The following is a 16,023-nucleotide window of genomic DNA, read 5'->3' as shown; positions in this document are numbered from 1 at the left end:
CGAAAGGTTCCAGCATGCCTGTTGGTCGATGGACCCTGCCCATACTCGTCACGCTGCTTGCCACCAGCGCCGGTTCGCTCGCCGCGGCCGGCCCGATCCCCCAGACCGAACCCCGCCCGACCACCGCCTGGCACGACGGTGCCCTGCGCACCGATCCGGCCGGCCTCGTCGCACGATCCGATCTCGTCCAGGAAGGACCGCCCTGGCGTGCGTACCAGGCCATGCCACTCGGCAACGGCGTCCTCGGCGCCGCGGTCTGGGCCGAGAAGGGCTTCAGCGCCCAGCTCAACCGGGTCGACACCTTCCCCGATCTGAAGTCCGCCGGCCGGCTCGTCGTACCCGGTCTCGATCCGCTGATGCGCGCGTCCGACTACAAGGGCCGATTGGCGTTGTACGACGGCCAACTCGTCCAGAGTGGTGGCGGAATGTCGGCCCGCTCGTACGTGCGCGCCGACGCCGACCAGTTCGTGCTCGAGGTCACCGGCGCCGACCCCGGCAAGACTCAGACCGCTGATCTCAAGCTCTGGCCGGGTCGCACGCCGATCACCAGCGCGGCCGGTGCGGTCGCAGCGCTGGCAGAGACCTTCAAAGACGATGCATCCGGAGGTGTCACCGGTGCGGTCGCCGCACTGACTGCGCAGGCCCGGGACGTGTCCGCGACCGTGGTCGGCCCGCTGACGGTCCGGCTCACCTTCCGGCCCAATCGTGACGGCAGCTTCCGGCTCGTCGTTGGCGTACCGTCGTACAAAGGAGGCGATGTGAAGGCGGCCGCCCGCCACGCGGTGGTCGAGTCGCACAGCAACCATCTCGCCTGGTGGCATGACTACTGGGCGAAGGCGGCGCCGATGCGGATCACGTCCGCCGACGGCACCGGCGAGTACGTCGAGAACCTCCGTACGCTGCAGCTCTACACGATGGCCGCGTCGATGCGTGGCCCGGTTCCGAGTACCCATGGCGCCGTGGTCCGGATGTTCTCGTCGTCCCAGGACCAGGCCGACTGGGATCAGGATGCGTACTGGCACTTCAACCTGCGCATGCTCGTCTCGGCGAATCTCGGTGCGGGCGTCGGCGATCTCAATGCGCCGTACTTCGACTTCTATCTCGACCAGGCCGCGGCGATGAAGGAGTGGACCCGTACGCACTGGACCGGTGCGCGCGGGATCTGCGTGCCCGAGTTCCTGCGGTACGACGGGACCGCGGACGGCTGTGACAACACGTCCGAGCCGAACTACACGACCCGGATCCTCAGCAGCGGGGCCGAACTGGTGAACAACATCTGGCAGCAGTACCGCTACACCGGTGACCGGGCACTGCTCAACCGCAGCTACCCGTTGATGCGGGAGGTCGCGGACTTCTACCTCTCGGCGCTCACACCTGGTGAGGACGGTTACCTGCATCTCGAGCACGTCAACGCACTCGAGATGCAATGGGACACCAACGACCCCACACCTGACCTCGCCGGGATGCGGGTGATCTTCCCGATCGTCGCCGACCTCGCCTCGGCGCGAGGTGATGACGCGTTCGCCGGTCAGCTGCGTGACGCGGTCGGGAAGCTGCCGCCGTTCCGGACCGTGCAGCGTGGTGGCGAGGAGGTCCTCGCGTGGTCCGGCACCGATGAAGAAGCGCACAACACGCAGAACCCGGAGATGGAGGCACTGTGGCCGTGGGGTCTGTGCGACGAGACCTCTGGTCTGATGCAGGCGACGTACCGGCAACGCGTCTACCCGCAGGACAAGGACTGGGGGATGGATGCCACGTGGGCCGCGCGTCTGGGGCGATCGGATGAGGTGAAACGCCTTCTGCTGAAGGGGATTGCGGACTTCCAGATCTACCCGAACGGCTTCACCGTCCACCGCCCGGGCCAGGAGGCGGTCCGGAACCACAGCTTCTACAACGAGTGGGGCGGGGTCGTGACCACCGGTCTGCAGGAGGCGCTCGTCCAGTCGTACGACGGTGTCGTCGACGTCGTACCGGCGTGGCCAAGCGACTGGGACGTGTCCGGGTCGGTGCAGATCGAGGGCGGTCACCGGATCAGCACCGAGGTGCACGGCGGCGTACCGAACCTGGTCGGGATCGAAGCCGGAGGCAAGGACACACTTCGGGTGCGCAACCCTTGGCCGGGTCAGCAGGTGCGTGTGATCGATGATCACGGCCGGGCTGTCGTGGCGCCGACGACTGCTGACGTCTTGACGGTCCCGGTGGCTGCACATGCGTCGTACGTCGTGGAGCGGGTGGCGGTGCCGTTGTCGTCGTACCGGTTCGTGCCGTTGACCGGTGCGCCGGCCGACGCGGTGAAGACGGTTGGCAACCGGATACTCGGTGTGCCTGCTAGTGAGCCGCCGCTGCTCAGCGATCTGGTCAGTGTGCGGACGCCGGAGAAGCTGTCGAACCTCGTGAAGGCTCAGACGGGCGCGCCGATCTATGTGGATCGCAGCTACACGATCACCGATCTGCCGGCGCAGCTAACCGGGCAGGCGTTGGTGCCGGGCGCCAATGATGACTCGAAGGCGACCGGTCCCACGGACTACGTCACGCTGGATCTGAGCCGGCCGGCCACTGTGTACGTCGCCTTCGACCCACGGGGCGAGGGCAACTGGTGGCCGGGATGGCTCAGCTCCTTCGCTCGGACCGGCGAGACCGTTGGCACGACCGATCAACGGCTCATCCTGTTCAAGCGCGACGTACCGGCCGGGCAGCTGGCGCTCGGGCCCAACTCCGGCATCGTTGACAAGGGCAACTCGACCTACATCACCTTCGTCACCGCGCGTTAGCCACCACGATCCGGGGATGCTGCCCGGCGACAGCGACGTCGTACACGTCACTGACCCGCCAGGCAGCATCCCCGACCATCCTGGCCGCCTGCTGGTGGTTCAGGATCGCGACCACGAGCCCGTGCGGCGCGAGGATCTCACGCCATTGCGCCAGGTACGGCGTCAAGCTTCCGATCCCCAGCCGGACGTCCCAGGGTGGATTCGTGAGGATGCGATCCACCGGACCGTCGAGTCGTACCGCGTCGCCGGTGCGCCAGAGGATGGACGAGTCGCGCGGCGAGTTCATCCGCGCGGCCGCGACGGCGATCACCTCCCGATCGATCCCGCGGTACGTCGCTCCTGGCTCGATGGCCTGTGCTTCGAGAAGCAGCGTCCCCGCACCGCAGAACGGATCAAGGACCCTGTGCCCCGGGATGATGCGTGCCAGCCGGGCCATCGCGGCGGCCACCGGCGGATGCAGGCTGCCGGTGACCGTCTGCCGGCGCCAGACGCGGCGGTGCAACGGGACGTCGTACGGCCGGACGCCGATCCACAGCGTCTTGCCGTCGAGGATGACCCGCCACTCCGTCCGCTCGACCGGCGGAGCCTCGCCGGTACGGCGCGAGTGGTACCTGGCGCCCGACAGGTCCTGGATGAGGCCACCGGCCAGGTCCTCGATGTCGAACCGGCTGTAGCTGCGCCGGCCCAGCGACGATGCGGTCACCGCGAAGTCCCCGGTATCGTGAGTCAGCTGTGCGCAGGCTTCGGTGACGGCCGCTGCCAGATCCTGCTTGGTGCGCCCCGGGTCGGGAACGGCGGCCTGCACGACGAACAGGTCGTCGGCCAGGCGTGGTGGGCTGGTGATGATCGTCGCCGCGATGGGCTCGACGATGAGTTGTCGTTTGGACAGGTCGATCACCCGGTGGCTCGCCGCGGCCAGCTCCTCGGCCGCCAGTTGCTCCAAGCCCGTGACGGTTCGCACGAGTACCACCGGCTGCGAACCGGTGCGGAGGGCTTGGGTGATCGATTCTGCCGCGACTCTGCGCGCAGATCGCATGAAAGGTCTCCCGTGCAGCGGTCGGGAGCGGCCAGGTGGTCCGCTCCCGCATCGCCGGCCTCGGGCGGGTCGTGTCGAACACGACCGCTACAGCCTCGGACTGGCCAGCGGGAAGCTAGCTCAGTCGGAAGAAGTTCATGATCATGCGTCCGATCGTCCCACAGCGTGTTCGGGGCTGCGACCGAATTGATGGAACGTGAGGGTGAAGGTGTACGGGCCTGGCTCGAGGGTGTGCTGCGGGGTCGCGGGTGGGCCGCAGGACGCAGAGCCCAGGCCGTTCTGGGCCAGGTCGAGGTTGAGGTAGACGTGGTCGCGCGGGGTCAGGTCGGAGCGGTGGCGGGCGCGTTCGAGATCCTCGGTGGTCCACCGGCGGGCGGTGAGCTGGAAGTGCGGCGCCCCCTCAACACGCAGGCCGTTGCCCTGGGCATCGGTCAGTTCTGCCCAGCGCACGTCGATCCGCGATCCGTTCTCCTGCGGTACGACGTACGGCGTCTGCAAGTCGTCGACCGTGCTTGTGTACCGCCCGACCCGGGCAGCCTCGCGACTGTCGGCGTACGCCTCTCCCGGCCCGCCTCCGAACCATCGGACTGTGTCCAGATTGCTCGGGACCACCATCCGTACTCCGACCCGCGGCCAACTCCCGCACCGCGGCGTCACCGCCATACCGCTCCACTCGCCCTCAGGCTCCACGTCGACCGTCAACCGCAACGCATCGTGGAGAGTCCACCGGTACGTCGCCCGCACACCCGCTCCAAGCCCATCAGGCGCCACCCGCGTCTGGACGAGGAGCTCCCTCTCGCCCACCTCCACCCGATCGACCCGATGCAGCAACCGATCCAACCCCGCCGCCCGCCACTCCCCCACAACGCCGTTCCGCCCGCCCTGCCCGCAGTCGTTGTCCGTCGGCGCCCGCCACAAGTCCAGCTCTGGCCCGTCGACCTCGATCCCGCCGAGCCGAACCAGCCGACCGGTACTCCGCTCGAACTCCCCCACCCCGAGGACGATCCGCTCCCCACCCCCGCCCGACACGATCCGCTCCCCACCCCCGCCTGGCACGACCTGCTCCTGCACCACGCTCGCCACAGCCCGCTCCGGCTGCACCCCGCCCGGCACGACCCGCTCCGGCTGGGCCGGGCTCGGCGCACCGCGCCGGTCCTCCGCACTTCCGCCGTCGAGGCGGAACTGGGCCCAAGCGACCTCGTGTCCGGCGGCGGCCCACGCCTCGTCCTTCGCCAGCACCGCCCGCACTGTCAACCACCGCTCGCCATCCGGGGCCACGTCCACACGGCGCCGAACCGGGGCATGCATCTCGACCGGTGACCGTAGGTCGGCGGTGGATCCTGCCTGGACCTCGGGGACCTCCAGACGGCCGGCGTCTACCTCCTCACCGTCCACCTCCTCCGACCACACGAACTCCAGGTCGTCGAGGGACGCGAAGGTGCGGAGGTTGTGGATCGTGAGCGGATCGGGGCCGGTGATCCGAACTGGCTCGATGACCTTCTTGTATTCGGCGAGCCCGGGTGACGGAGTGCGGTCGGGGAACAGGAGACCGTCGATGCAGAAGTTGGCGCCGTGGACCCGCTCGCCGAAGTCTCCGCCGTACACGTGGTCGGTTGCTCCGGGCAACAGCAGACCGTGGTCGATCCACTCCCAGACGAACCCGCCCTGGAGCCGCGGGTACCGCTCGAGGATGCGCTGGTAGTCGGCCAGCCCACCAGGACCGTTGCCCATGGCATGGGCGTACTCCGCGAGCAGGAACGGCAACCCTCGGCGGCGGGTCTCCAGCTCGGGGTCGTCCTCGGTCTCCGGCGGCACGTCCTCGGTCCGGGTGCCGATCGCTTCGAGATCCTCGAGCGGCGTGTACATCAGGCTGTAGAAGTCGGAGAACTCATAGCTGCGGTCCCGCTCGTAGAACACCGCGCGCCCGGGATCGCGCTCGCGCGTCCACTCGGCGAGCATGCCGAAGTTCCGTCCGCGGTGGCTCTCGTTGGCCAGCGACCAGACGATCACGCTCGGGTGGTTCTTGTCGCGCTCCACCATCCGGCGCATCCGGTCCAGCATCATCGGCGCCCAGTCCGGATCGTCGGCCGGGTTACCGCGCCAGTCGGTGTAGATGAAGCCGTGGGTCTCGATGTCGCACTCGTCGATGACCCACAGCCCAAGTTCGTCGCACAGGTCGAGGAAGGCGGGATGCGGCGGATAGTGCGCCGTACGGACGGCGTTGAGGTTGTGCTGCTTCATCAGCACCAGGTCCTGCCGCATCGCCTCGACCGTGATCGCCCGGCCGCGGCGTTCGTCGTGCTCGTGACGGTTCACTCCGCGGAAGAACAGCGGCTGCCCGTTGACTGTGAGCAGGCCGTCGGTCATCGCGACGGTCCGGAAGCCGATCCGCAGTTCCACGGTCTCGCCGTCGACTGCGACCTGGGCGTCGTACAGACGCGGTACTTCGGCCGTCCATGGCTCAACGCGTGGGATCGTGACGGTCTCGGCTGATCGCAGTTCGAGCCCGAGCTCCGGGATCGTGATCTGCGCGGACGACGGTTCGACGTCGACTCGCACCGTCCCGGCGCCGGTCAGGTGGTCGTAGTCGGCGTGGACGAAGACGTCGCCGATGAGCGGCCGGCTGAGCAGCGTCACGTCGCGGAAGATTCCCGGCAGCCACCACATGTCCTGGTCCTCGAGGTAGCTGCCCGACGACCACTGATGCACTCTCACCACCAGCAGATTCCGCCCAGGCTCCAGCAGGTCGCCGACGTCGAACTCACTCGGCAGCCGGCTGCCCTTCGCCGCTCCGACCTCGGTCCCGTTGAGCCAGACCTTGAAGCAGGAGTCGACGCCTTCGAAGCGGAGTACGGCACCATCTCGCGGCCAGTCGTCCGGGAGGTCGAACCAGCGGCGGTGATCGCCGGTCGGGTTCGCGTCCGGCGTCCGCGGCGGGTCGATCGGAAACGGGAACGCGGTGTTCGTGTACCGAGGCCGATCGTGCCCTTGCAGCACCCAATGCCCCGGGACTTCCAACTTGTCCCAGTCCACGTCCACGTCGCGCCGCATCACATCCGCCGGCGCCTCAGCCGGACCACTCCACAACTTGAACTCCCACCGCCCGTTGAGACTCACCCGCGGCCGCGAAGACCTCAACCAAGCCCGTGGCTCCCGGCATCCACTCCCCGGCGCCAAATCCTCGTAGTACGGAGTCATGCCGGCCCCTCCCGCAACACCCGAACATCCCAGGCCCCCAACTCGACCCGCCCCACCAAGCCCCCACCCAACACATCAACCATCTCCCCCGGTGCCTCGACAACCACCGCGTCCCCCGACCAGTTGTGCAGAAACCACAACCGCTCCCCCACCCGATTGACCGCAGACAAAGCAGTCACAGCCTCCGGCACCCCACTCCACGGCGAGCCCTCACCCGCGGCGCGCTCGGTGGAGGTAGCGGGCACAGGGGAGGCATCGCCCTCGGCGGGACGGGAGCGGGCGGGCAGGGCCGCGATCGCTCTGGCAAGTGCCGGGTCTGGGACGGTGCCGACGTAGGTCACGCGACCCTCTCCCCAGCGTTTGGTGGTGACGATCGGTCGTTGGGCTCCGGCGGGATGGGTGAACCACGCGACCGGATCGGCGTTGTCGACGAGCAACGTCTCCGCCCAGCGCGTGGCGTGTCCTTCGAGGCCGCTTACCGGTAGGTCTTCGGCGAGGTTTTCGTATTCCTGGTAACGGAGGCCCGCCGGCTCGGACAAGCGGGGTGGGGCGGGCTCGGGGCGGGGGCAAGCCTCCGGATCTGCGTAGCCTGTGCGTGGGCCGATAATCAGGTGGCCGCCGGCTCGGGCGTACTCGCGCAAGAACTCCAGTTGTTGATCGGACGCGATGTAGAGGGCGGCGACCACCAGGGTCGGGTACTGCGCGACCAGGGCCGCGGGATCGTCGCCAAGGTGCTCGATGGGTAGGACGCCCGGGCGTGGGCCGGCGTCCAGGATGCCGGTGTAGAACGCGCTGACGATCGTCCGGTACGACGACCTGTCCGGCGCGCCACCCGGATGCGCGAGCGGCGGCTGGAACTGGAGCGCCCAATCGCTCTCGACCGACCACACGACAGCCACATCCACGTCGGGCCGCAGCCCGACGACCGACGATCCGGCTCGCGCCAACTCGTCCCCGATCACCGCGATCTCGTCGTACACCCGGCCCGGTTGCAGATCGTGGCCGAGGATTCCGCCCCAGAACGCCTCCGCACCGTGATGGATCGAGTGCCAATGCCAGTACTCGACCATTCGCGCGCCACGCGACACGAACGCCCAGGCGAGCTGCCGCAGCTGACCGTCGTACGGCGGCCGGTTCTGATGCGAACCACCGATCGACGTCGCATTCGTCTCGGTGACCAGGAACGGCTCGCCACGCGACCCCCGCACACGATCCGCCGCCAGAAACAGCTCCGCGACACTCCGCCCGATCCACCCGACCTCGAGTGGCGACGGTCCAGCCGGCCGCTCCAGACCATCCTGCACGTCGACATAGATGTTGCCCGCCGCAACGTCCAGCCGCGACGTCAGCGGTACGTCGGCCACCGCCGGCCGATCGTAGGCCAGGCAAGTGGTCACGAACTGCTCCGGCCGCCGCAGTTCCCGAACCAACTCCGCCTGCCACCCGATGAACTCGGTCGTCCGCTCCGCCTGGAACCGTCGCCACGCCAGGTCGTACGACGGCGTACTGTTCCCGTCCGGCCGCCACAGCTCGGACCAGTCGCTCAGCCGATGCGACCAGTACGTCAGTCCCCAGGCCGAGTTCAACGCCTCGACCTCGCCATAGGTGGCCCGCAAGCGAGCAACGAACGTGGAGAACGCCGCCGAGTTGTGCGCGAGCAACACCCCGGGCTCGTTGTCGACCTGGTAGCCGATCACGGCCGGATGGTCGCGATACCGCCCGACGATCCGCCGGATCACCCGCTCCGCGTGGAACCGGAACGCCGGCTGCCCGAAGTCCACCTCCTGACGGATACCCCACGGCACCCGCTCCCCGGTACGGCGCTCAGCCGCGATCTCCGGATGGGCACGCTGCAGCCACGGCGGTACGGCGTACGTCGGAGTCCCGAGTACGACATCGATCCCGCGCTCACCGGCCGCGTCGAGCACCGGCAGGATCCACTCGAGGTCGAACACACCATCGCGCGGTTCCCAGGTCGACCAGACCGACTCACCGACCCGGATGGCGGTGATACCGGCCGCTGCCATCAGATCCAGATCGGCGCCGATCCGGTCGCCGACTTCCCGCGGCAGGTATTCGGGGTAATAGGCCGTCCCGAGCGCAACACGTGGCGGCAGCATGAGTAGACGCTAACTCATGCCGTGATCCATGTGCAATCGTTTGCACACGAGGAATCCCAAACACAGGGAATCTCACACACGGAATCCCAGGCAGGGAGTTCAGCTGGTCCGGATCCGGGCCCGGCGACGTGCCGGACCCGTGCTGGCCCGGACCACCAGCTCCGGGTTCAGCAGGTCCGGCCGCGGCCAGTCGTTCCCGGCGAGGCGCGTGGCGAGTTGCTCCCAGGCCAGCTCCCCCAGCCGGGCCCGCTCATTCCGCAACGACGTGAGCGGCGGCCGTGCGTACGCGGCGATCGGGATGTCGTCGTACGACGCGACCGACAACTCGGCCGGAACGTCGACGTCGTTGTCGTGCATCCAGCTGAGCAGCCCGACGCCGACCAGGTCGTTGAACGTGATCACCGCGGTCGCGCGACTGCTCAGCACGGTCGGCCCGGCGTCGTACCCGTGGTTGCCGGCCCAGCCGCCGTCGATCTCGTCCAACGTGACATCGAGGGATCGCGCAGTACGACGCAATGTCCGGCGGCGTTCACCGTCGGACCACGAGGACGCCGGACCGCCGACGTACAGGACTCTGCGGTGGCCTAGACCGGTGAGGTGTTCGAGCAGCAGCCGGCTCGCCGCCCGGTAGTCGATCGCGACCGCGCCCGCGTTCTTCACGGTCCGGTTGATGCACACCACCGGCACCGGCAGGGCCAGCGCCTTCTCCAGGCCGGCGCGGGTCAGGCGCGAACTGCAGAGCACGAGCGCACCGGAGTGGTCGACGAGTTCCTCGACGAGCCGCAGCTCCTCGGCCGGATCCTCACCGCTCTCCCCGATCAGCAACCGGTAGCCGCCGGCCCGCGCCGACGCCGCCAGGCCCTTGAGCACCTCGGAGAAGAACGGGTTCGTCAGGTCCGGCACGGTCACGCCGACCGTCAACGGCCGACCCAGCTTGAACTCCTGCGCCCGCTTGTCCGCGCGATAGCCCAGTTCCCCGGCCACCGCACGCACGTGCGCGACCACCTCGGGAGAGATCAGGTCGGAACCGTTCAGCGCCCGCGACACCGTCGACACCGACGTGCCCGCCTCGCGCGCCACGTCGATCAGCCGAACCCGCTCCGCCACCACTCACCTCTCACGTCTGCGGGGCGGGGTTTCGTCACCCTACCCTCGTGCCCGCGATCCAGACGTTCCGGATCGTCACATCGTCGGCGTACTGTACGACAGCTTCCGCAGCGACCTGGTCGAACGTGCTGTTCGTGACCGCCACCGAACGAATCCGCTGCGTCTCTGCTCCTACCATGCGATACGCCCGTTCGGCCCGGGCCACCCGGACCCGGTCGAACCGGATGTCGCGGACGTCGGGGAACAGCGACTGGTCGCCACCACCCTGGTAGCTGAAGGTGATCTCGAGGGGACGATACATCCACGCGCGGGAGTCGACGTCGGACAAGTCCACGTTGCGTACGTACCCGCCGCGCGTCGAGGTCGACTTCACGCACAGCACCCACTGGACGTACGCCTCCTCCGCGGCGGGGTCCGCCGGCATGTGCAGGCGGCGTACCCAGACGTCCTCGACCCCGCCGCTCATCTCGCTGCCGATCGCGACCGCGGCACCGCCGCTGACGACGGTGCAGTCCTCGATCAGGATTCCGCGCGAGGGCAGACCGAGCCGCCGGCCGTCCGCGTCCCGGCCGGACTTGATCGCGATGCAGTCGTCGTGCGTCTCGAACGTGCAGTCGCGGATGAGGACGTCGGTGCACGACTCCGGATCACAGCCGTCGCCGTTCGGGCCGAGGTTGCGCACTGTCACGCCCTGCACGGTGACGTTGTGGCACTCCAGTGGATGGATCGTCCACATCGGCGAGTTGAGCACGGTCACGCCCTCGATCAGCACGTTCGTGCACCGGAAGGGCTGGATGAAGCTCGGCCGGAGGTAGTGGCCGGCACCGAAGACGCGCTGCTCGACCGGGACCTGCTCGTTGTTCATCCGCTCCAGCTCGCCCCAGTCCGCGCGCTGGTTCGGCAGGCCGGTGTGCCAGCCGTACTGACCACTGCCGATCAGGTACCACCAGTGTTCGTTGTCGCCGGCGCCGTCGAGGACACCCGCACCGGTGATGCCGATGTCGGTCTGGCCCTCCGCCCGGATCAGCGACGAGTAGTTGTAGACCTCCACGCTCTGCCACCGGGTCCGGACGACGGGGAGATAGGCGGCCGGGTCGGTGCTGAACCGGAGCGTCGAACCGCGCTGCAGATGCAGGTCCACCCGGCTCAGCAGCTGGATCGCTCCGGTGTGCCAGACCCCCGGAGGTACGACGACATGGCCGCCGCCGGACTCGTGACAGGCCCGGATCGCCGCGTTGATCCCGGCGGTCGCATCCGCCGGCGTCGCGCCGTACGACGTGATCGGGAACCACGCGTCGCGGAACTGCGGCGGCCGGATCCGCGCCCGAACGGCCTGCTCATGGCCAGCATCAGAGGCGAGGGCGGGAACTCCGATGCCTGCAGCAACTACTCCGCCGAGGCCGGCGCCGAGGATCTGACGGCGAGTGGGATGCATGGGCGGCACCTTCCGATCGAGCTAGGCGGGCAAACCTTTGCCCGCAAGTATCCAAGAGATTCCGGGCCGGTCAAGAGTTCGTCCGCGCCAGCCGTTGACACCACGGGCCGGCGACGGCACGATCGGTTGCAATCGTTTGCACTCTGCATTGCCTTTCGAGGCATTGCCTTTCGAGGAGGCCGAGCATGTCCGCCCCAGTTCGTCGCCGTACTCTCCTGTTGGCCGGCGGAGCCCTAGCGATTGTCGGCGGAGGCACCGCCCCGGCCGCCGCCGGCCGTCCGTCCCCGGATCCCCAGGTCGACGCGATCCTGCGCCGGATCCGTCCACCGCGCTTTCGTGATCGGTGGTACGACGTAACCGACTTCGGCGCGGTCGGCGACGATTCGACCGACTGTACGGCGGCGATCCGGGCCGCCATCGAGACGTGTCACCGGCACGGCGGCGGCCACGTCGTCGTACCGGCCGGCAACTTCCGGACCGGCGCTGTCCACCTGCTCAGTCGGGTCGACCTGCACCTGGCTGCCGGGTCGCGGTTGGCGTTCAGTCAGGACCCGGCGGCGTACCTGCCTGTGGTGGCGACGCGCTACGAAGGGACGGAGTGCTACAACTACTCCCCCTTCGTCTACGCGTACGGACAGCGCGACATCGCGGTCACCGGCAGCGGTGTCCTCGATGGCCGGGCAGACGACACGCACTGGTGGGATTGGACCGGTGGGCCGCCGCCGAACGAGTCGCCGGACAAGACGCTGCTCATCCAGCTGGCGGCGGCCGGCGTACCCATGAAGGAGCGGGTGTTCGGCGCCGGGCACTATCTCCGGCCGAACCTGCTCCAGTTCAACCGCTGCGAGAACGTGTTGCTCGACGGCATCACCGTCAAGGACTCGCCGATGTGGAACATCCACCCGGTGCTCTGCCGCAACGTGACGATCCGGGACGTGATCGTCGACAGCCCGAACGGGCCGAACAACGACGGCATCGATCCCGAGTCGTGCACCGACGTCCTGATCGAGGGCTGCACGATCTCCACCGGCGACGACTGCGTCGCCTTCAAGTCCGGCAAGGACGCTGACGGCCGGCGGGTGAATGTGCCGGCGCGGTACGCCGTCGTCCGCGAGTGCGAGATGGCCGACGGGAACGGCGGCGTGACGGCGGGCAGCGAGACCAGCGGCGGCATCATGGACATCTTCGTCCGCGACTGCACGATGAGCAGCCCGCGGCTGGAACGCGCGATCCGGATCAAGAGCAACCCCGATCGCGGCGGCACGATCGCGAACATCGACGTACGCCGGGTGACGGTCGGGCAGGCCGCGGACTCGGTGATCGAGATCGTGCTCAACTACGCCAACGTCACCACGGGCGACTACCCGCCGGACGTGCACGGCATCAGCATCAGCCAACTCACCGCCGCCGCGGCGCCGCGGGCGCTGAACCTGCTCGGCCTGCCCGACGACCCGCTCCGCGACATCCGGCTGCACGACTGCCGCTTCGACGCGATGAGCGAGGAGAACGTGATCCAGGACGTCGAAGGGCTGCGACTCGACCAGGTCTGGATCAACGGCACTCGCGTGGACAACTGAAGGAGCCCCGCATGCACGACAAGTTCAGCCGGAAGAACTTCCTCCGCCTAGGCACCGGTGCCGCCCTCGCCACCGCGCTGGGCTCTGCCTCGACAGCCTGGGCCGGGGCCGGGACTCCTGGGCCGGACACCGGGCCCGGCTGGGGTCACGTGGGTGACATCCTGCGCAACACCCGCCCTCCGCGCTTCCGCCCCCGCGACTTCCTGATCACGGCCTTCGGCGCGATCGCAGACGGCACGACCGATGCGACCGATGCCATCGCGAAGGCCATCGACGCGTGTCACCGCTCGGGTGGCGGACGGGTCGTCGTTCCGCCTGGAACCTTCAGTACCGGCGCGATCCACCTGCAGTCCAACGTCAACCTGCACGTGTCGGACGGCGCGACGCTCCTGTTCAGCACCGATCCGGCGCAGTACCTGCCAGTCGTGCTGACCCGCTTCGAGGGCGCGGAGTGCATGAACTACTCACCGCTCATCTACGCCCGCGACTGCGAGAACATCGCCGTCACCGGCACCGGCACGCTCGACGGCGGCGCGACCTGGGACGACTGGTGGTCCTGGGTCGGTCCGTCGAGCCCCGACGCGCAGGCGCTGCAGCAGATGGCCGAGGACGGCGTACCGGTGAAGGATCGTGTGTTCGGCGCCGGCCACTTCCTGCGCGCGGCGTTCATCGAGACGCAGTCCTGCCGGAACGTGCTGATCGAGGACGTGACGATCCTGCGGTCGCCGTTCTGGGGGATCCACCCGGTGCTGTCGCGCAACATCACAGTGCGCGGCGTCCATATCGACAGCCGTGGCCCTAACAACGACGGCATCGACCCGGAGTCCTCGCAGTACGTCGTGATCCGTGACTGCGTCCTGGACTGCGGTGACGACTGCATCGCGATCAAGTCCGGCCGCGGCGCCGACGGACTGCGGGTGAACGTGCCGTCGGAGAACATCCTGATCGAGAACTGCACGCTGAACATCCGGTACGGCGCGATCACCATCGGCAGCGAGATGACCGGTGGAGTGCGCAACGTGTTCGTCCGCAACTGCACGGTCGGCAGCCCGAACCTGTACTTCGGTCTGTACATCAAGACCAACTCGGTCCGCGGCGGTTACGCCGAGAACATCTACCTCGACAACCTGCAGATCTCCAACCTCACCAAAGAGGTGGTCTCCTGCAACTTCTACCGCAGCGAGGGCGACACCGGTCCGCTGACGCCACGGGTACGCAACGTCGAACTGCGCAACATCACCGTCGGCCACGCCCGGAACGCGTTCTCGATGTTCGGCTACCCGCGCTCGCCGATCCAGGACTTCCGGTTGATCGACTGCACGTTCACCAGCATCGACGACGTCAGCGAAATCCAGGACGTCGACATGTCGTTCCGCAACTTCACCGTCAACGGCCAGAAGATCACCGACCCGGCACAGCTCCTCTGATGGGCCGAACCCCCGGGTGGGCGGATGTCGACCGCATTCTGGCCGGCGTCCGCCCACCTACCTTCTCCGACCGTGACTTCCCGATCACCGCCTACGGCGCGACCGAAACCGATGCCACCGACGGGATCGCCCGGGCGATCCGCGCGTGTCACGAGTCTGGCGGCGGCCGGGTCGTCGTACCTCCCGGGGCGTGGCACACCGGTGCGATCCGGCTGGAATCGGCCGTGAACCTGCACGTGTCCGAGGGTGCGACGTTGCTCTTCAGCACCGACCCGGCGCAGTACCTCCCGGTTGTGAAGACCCGGTACGAGGGCCTGGAGGTGTACAACTACTCGCCGCTGATCTACGCGAATGGGTGCACCGACATCGCGGTCACCGGCACCGGCACGCTCGACGGACAGGCCGGCTGGGACAACTGGTGGGGCTGGTTCCACCTCTGCGACGAGGACTTCGGGAAGCTCCGGCAACAGGCGGCCTTCGGCATCCCCGTGGCCGAGCGCGTGTACGGCGCCGGGCACCATCTGCGGTCGAGCTTCATCCAGCCCTACGAGTGCACGAACGTGCTGATCGAAGGCGTGACGATCGTCCGGTCGCCGTTCTGGGAGGTGCACCCGGTGCTGTGCCGGAACGTGACCGTCCAGGACGTCGTCATCGACACGCAGGGCCCGAACAACGACGGCGTCGACATCGAGTCGTGCCGATCCGTGGTGATCCGCGGCTGCACGTTCGACGCCGGCGACGACTGCATCGCGCTCAAGTCCGGCCGCGAGGCCGACGGGCTGCTGGTCGGCGTACCGACCGAGGACGTCGTCATCGAGCAGTGCGTGATGCGGGTGAAGTACGGCGCGATCACCCTCGGGTCGGACCTGACCGGCGGGATCCGCAACGTGTTCGTCCGCGACTGCACAATCGGCGGCCCGAGCCTGTACTTCGGTCTCTACATCAAGACCAACGCGACCCGGGGCGGCTTCGCGGAGAACATCTATCTGAAGGACGTCACCATCTCGAACCTGCTGAAGGAAGTTGTCCAGTGCAACTTCTTCCGCGGGGAAGGTGACTCCGGGCCGCTCACGCCGTACGTCCGGAACGTCGAATTGCGCGGTGTCACCGTCCAGCACGCGCGCAACGCGCTGATGCTGCGCGGCTACCGCCGTTCCCCAATCGAGGACTTCCGGCTGATCGATTGCAGCTTCACCGTGGACTCCCCCAGCACGGTCCAGCACGCCGTCCTGACCTTCGACAACGTGACCGTCAACGGCCGGCCGATCAGCGACGTGCACCAGCTTCGCTGACCCGCACCGAAGAACGGGTAGTAGTCATCCCCGGCCGGCGTCCGCCCGCTCGACGCCCGG

9 protein-coding genes are annotated in these 16,023 nt (G+C 68.2%); 4 read left to right on the top strand and 5 right to left on the bottom strand.

The genetic code is table 11. The features are described 5' to 3' along the window. The first annotated feature begins 14 nt into the window (after positions 1-14). The gene (locus tag OG817_RS05205; protein WP_406052500.1) at positions 15-2,771 is read left to right on the top strand and encodes a glycosyl hydrolase family 95 catalytic domain-containing protein; all 2,757 of its coding nucleotides are present in this window, start codon (positions 15-17) and stop codon (positions 2,769-2,771) included. Here OG817_RS05205 and OG817_RS05200 read toward each other — a convergent pair. The 5 genes from OG817_RS05200 to OG817_RS05180 form a co-directional block, all read right to left on the bottom strand. After that, entirely contained in the window at positions 2,758-3,807 is a 1,050-nt protein-coding gene (locus OG817_RS05200; protein ID WP_406052498.1) for a TRM11 family SAM-dependent methyltransferase, read from the bottom strand. The two genes, OG817_RS05205 and OG817_RS05200, sit on opposite strands and share 14 nt — an antisense overlap. 141 nt (positions 3,808-3,948) lie before the next feature. Beyond that, positions 3,949-6,924: a glycoside hydrolase family 2 TIM barrel-domain containing protein gene (locus OG817_RS05195; RefSeq protein ID WP_406052496.1), complete on the bottom strand. Its 2,976-nt coding sequence runs from the start codon at positions 6,922-6,924 to the stop codon at positions 3,949-3,951. A gap of 77 nt (positions 6,925-7,001) precedes the next feature. Beyond that, on the bottom strand, positions 7,002-9,125 hold the full coding sequence (locus OG817_RS05190) for a beta-galactosidase (protein ID WP_406052494.1): 2,124 nt from the start codon (positions 9,123-9,125) through the stop codon (positions 7,002-7,004). A gap of 99 nt (positions 9,126-9,224) precedes the next feature. After that, entirely contained in the window at positions 9,225-10,232 is a 1,008-nt protein-coding gene (locus OG817_RS05185) for a LacI family DNA-binding transcriptional regulator (protein WP_406052492.1), read from the bottom strand. Positions 10,233-10,266: 34 nt separating this feature from the next. Further along, complete coding sequence (locus OG817_RS05180; protein WP_406052490.1) at positions 10,267-11,667, bottom strand: glycoside hydrolase family 28 protein; 1,401 nt, start codon at positions 11,665-11,667, stop codon at positions 10,267-10,269. A gap of 185 nt (positions 11,668-11,852) precedes the next feature. Between OG817_RS05180 and OG817_RS05175 the strand changes: the two genes are divergently transcribed. The 3 genes from OG817_RS05175 to OG817_RS05165 are packed head-to-tail and all read left to right on the top strand — an operon-like array spanning position 11,853 to position 15,963. After that, on the top strand, positions 11,853-13,244 hold the full coding sequence (locus OG817_RS05175; protein WP_406052488.1) for a glycoside hydrolase family 28 protein: 1,392 nt from the start codon (positions 11,853-11,855) through the stop codon (positions 13,242-13,244). Positions 13,245-13,255: 11 nt separating this feature from the next. Beyond that, a complete protein-coding gene (locus tag OG817_RS05170) occupies positions 13,256-14,671 on the top strand; it encodes a glycoside hydrolase family 28 protein (protein WP_406052486.1) in 1,416 nt (471 codons plus the stop codon). Further along, positions 14,671-15,963 carry a glycoside hydrolase family 28 protein gene (locus tag OG817_RS05165; RefSeq protein WP_406052484.1) on the top strand — a complete coding sequence of 431 codons (1,293 nt, stop codon included), beginning with the start codon at positions 14,671-14,673 and terminating at the stop codon, positions 15,961-15,963. Before OG817_RS05170 ends, OG817_RS05165 begins: the two co-directional genes overlap by 1 nt. The last annotated feature ends 60 nt before the right edge of the window (positions 15,964-16,023 follow it).

The organism is Kribbella sp. NBC_00889 (assembly GCF_045207705.1).
Lineage (GTDB): Bacteria > Actinomycetota > Actinomycetes > Propionibacteriales > Kribbellaceae > Kribbella.
The sequence above is the reverse complement of the archived record's forward strand: the minus strand, read 5'-3'. Positions and strand labels throughout refer to the sequence as shown.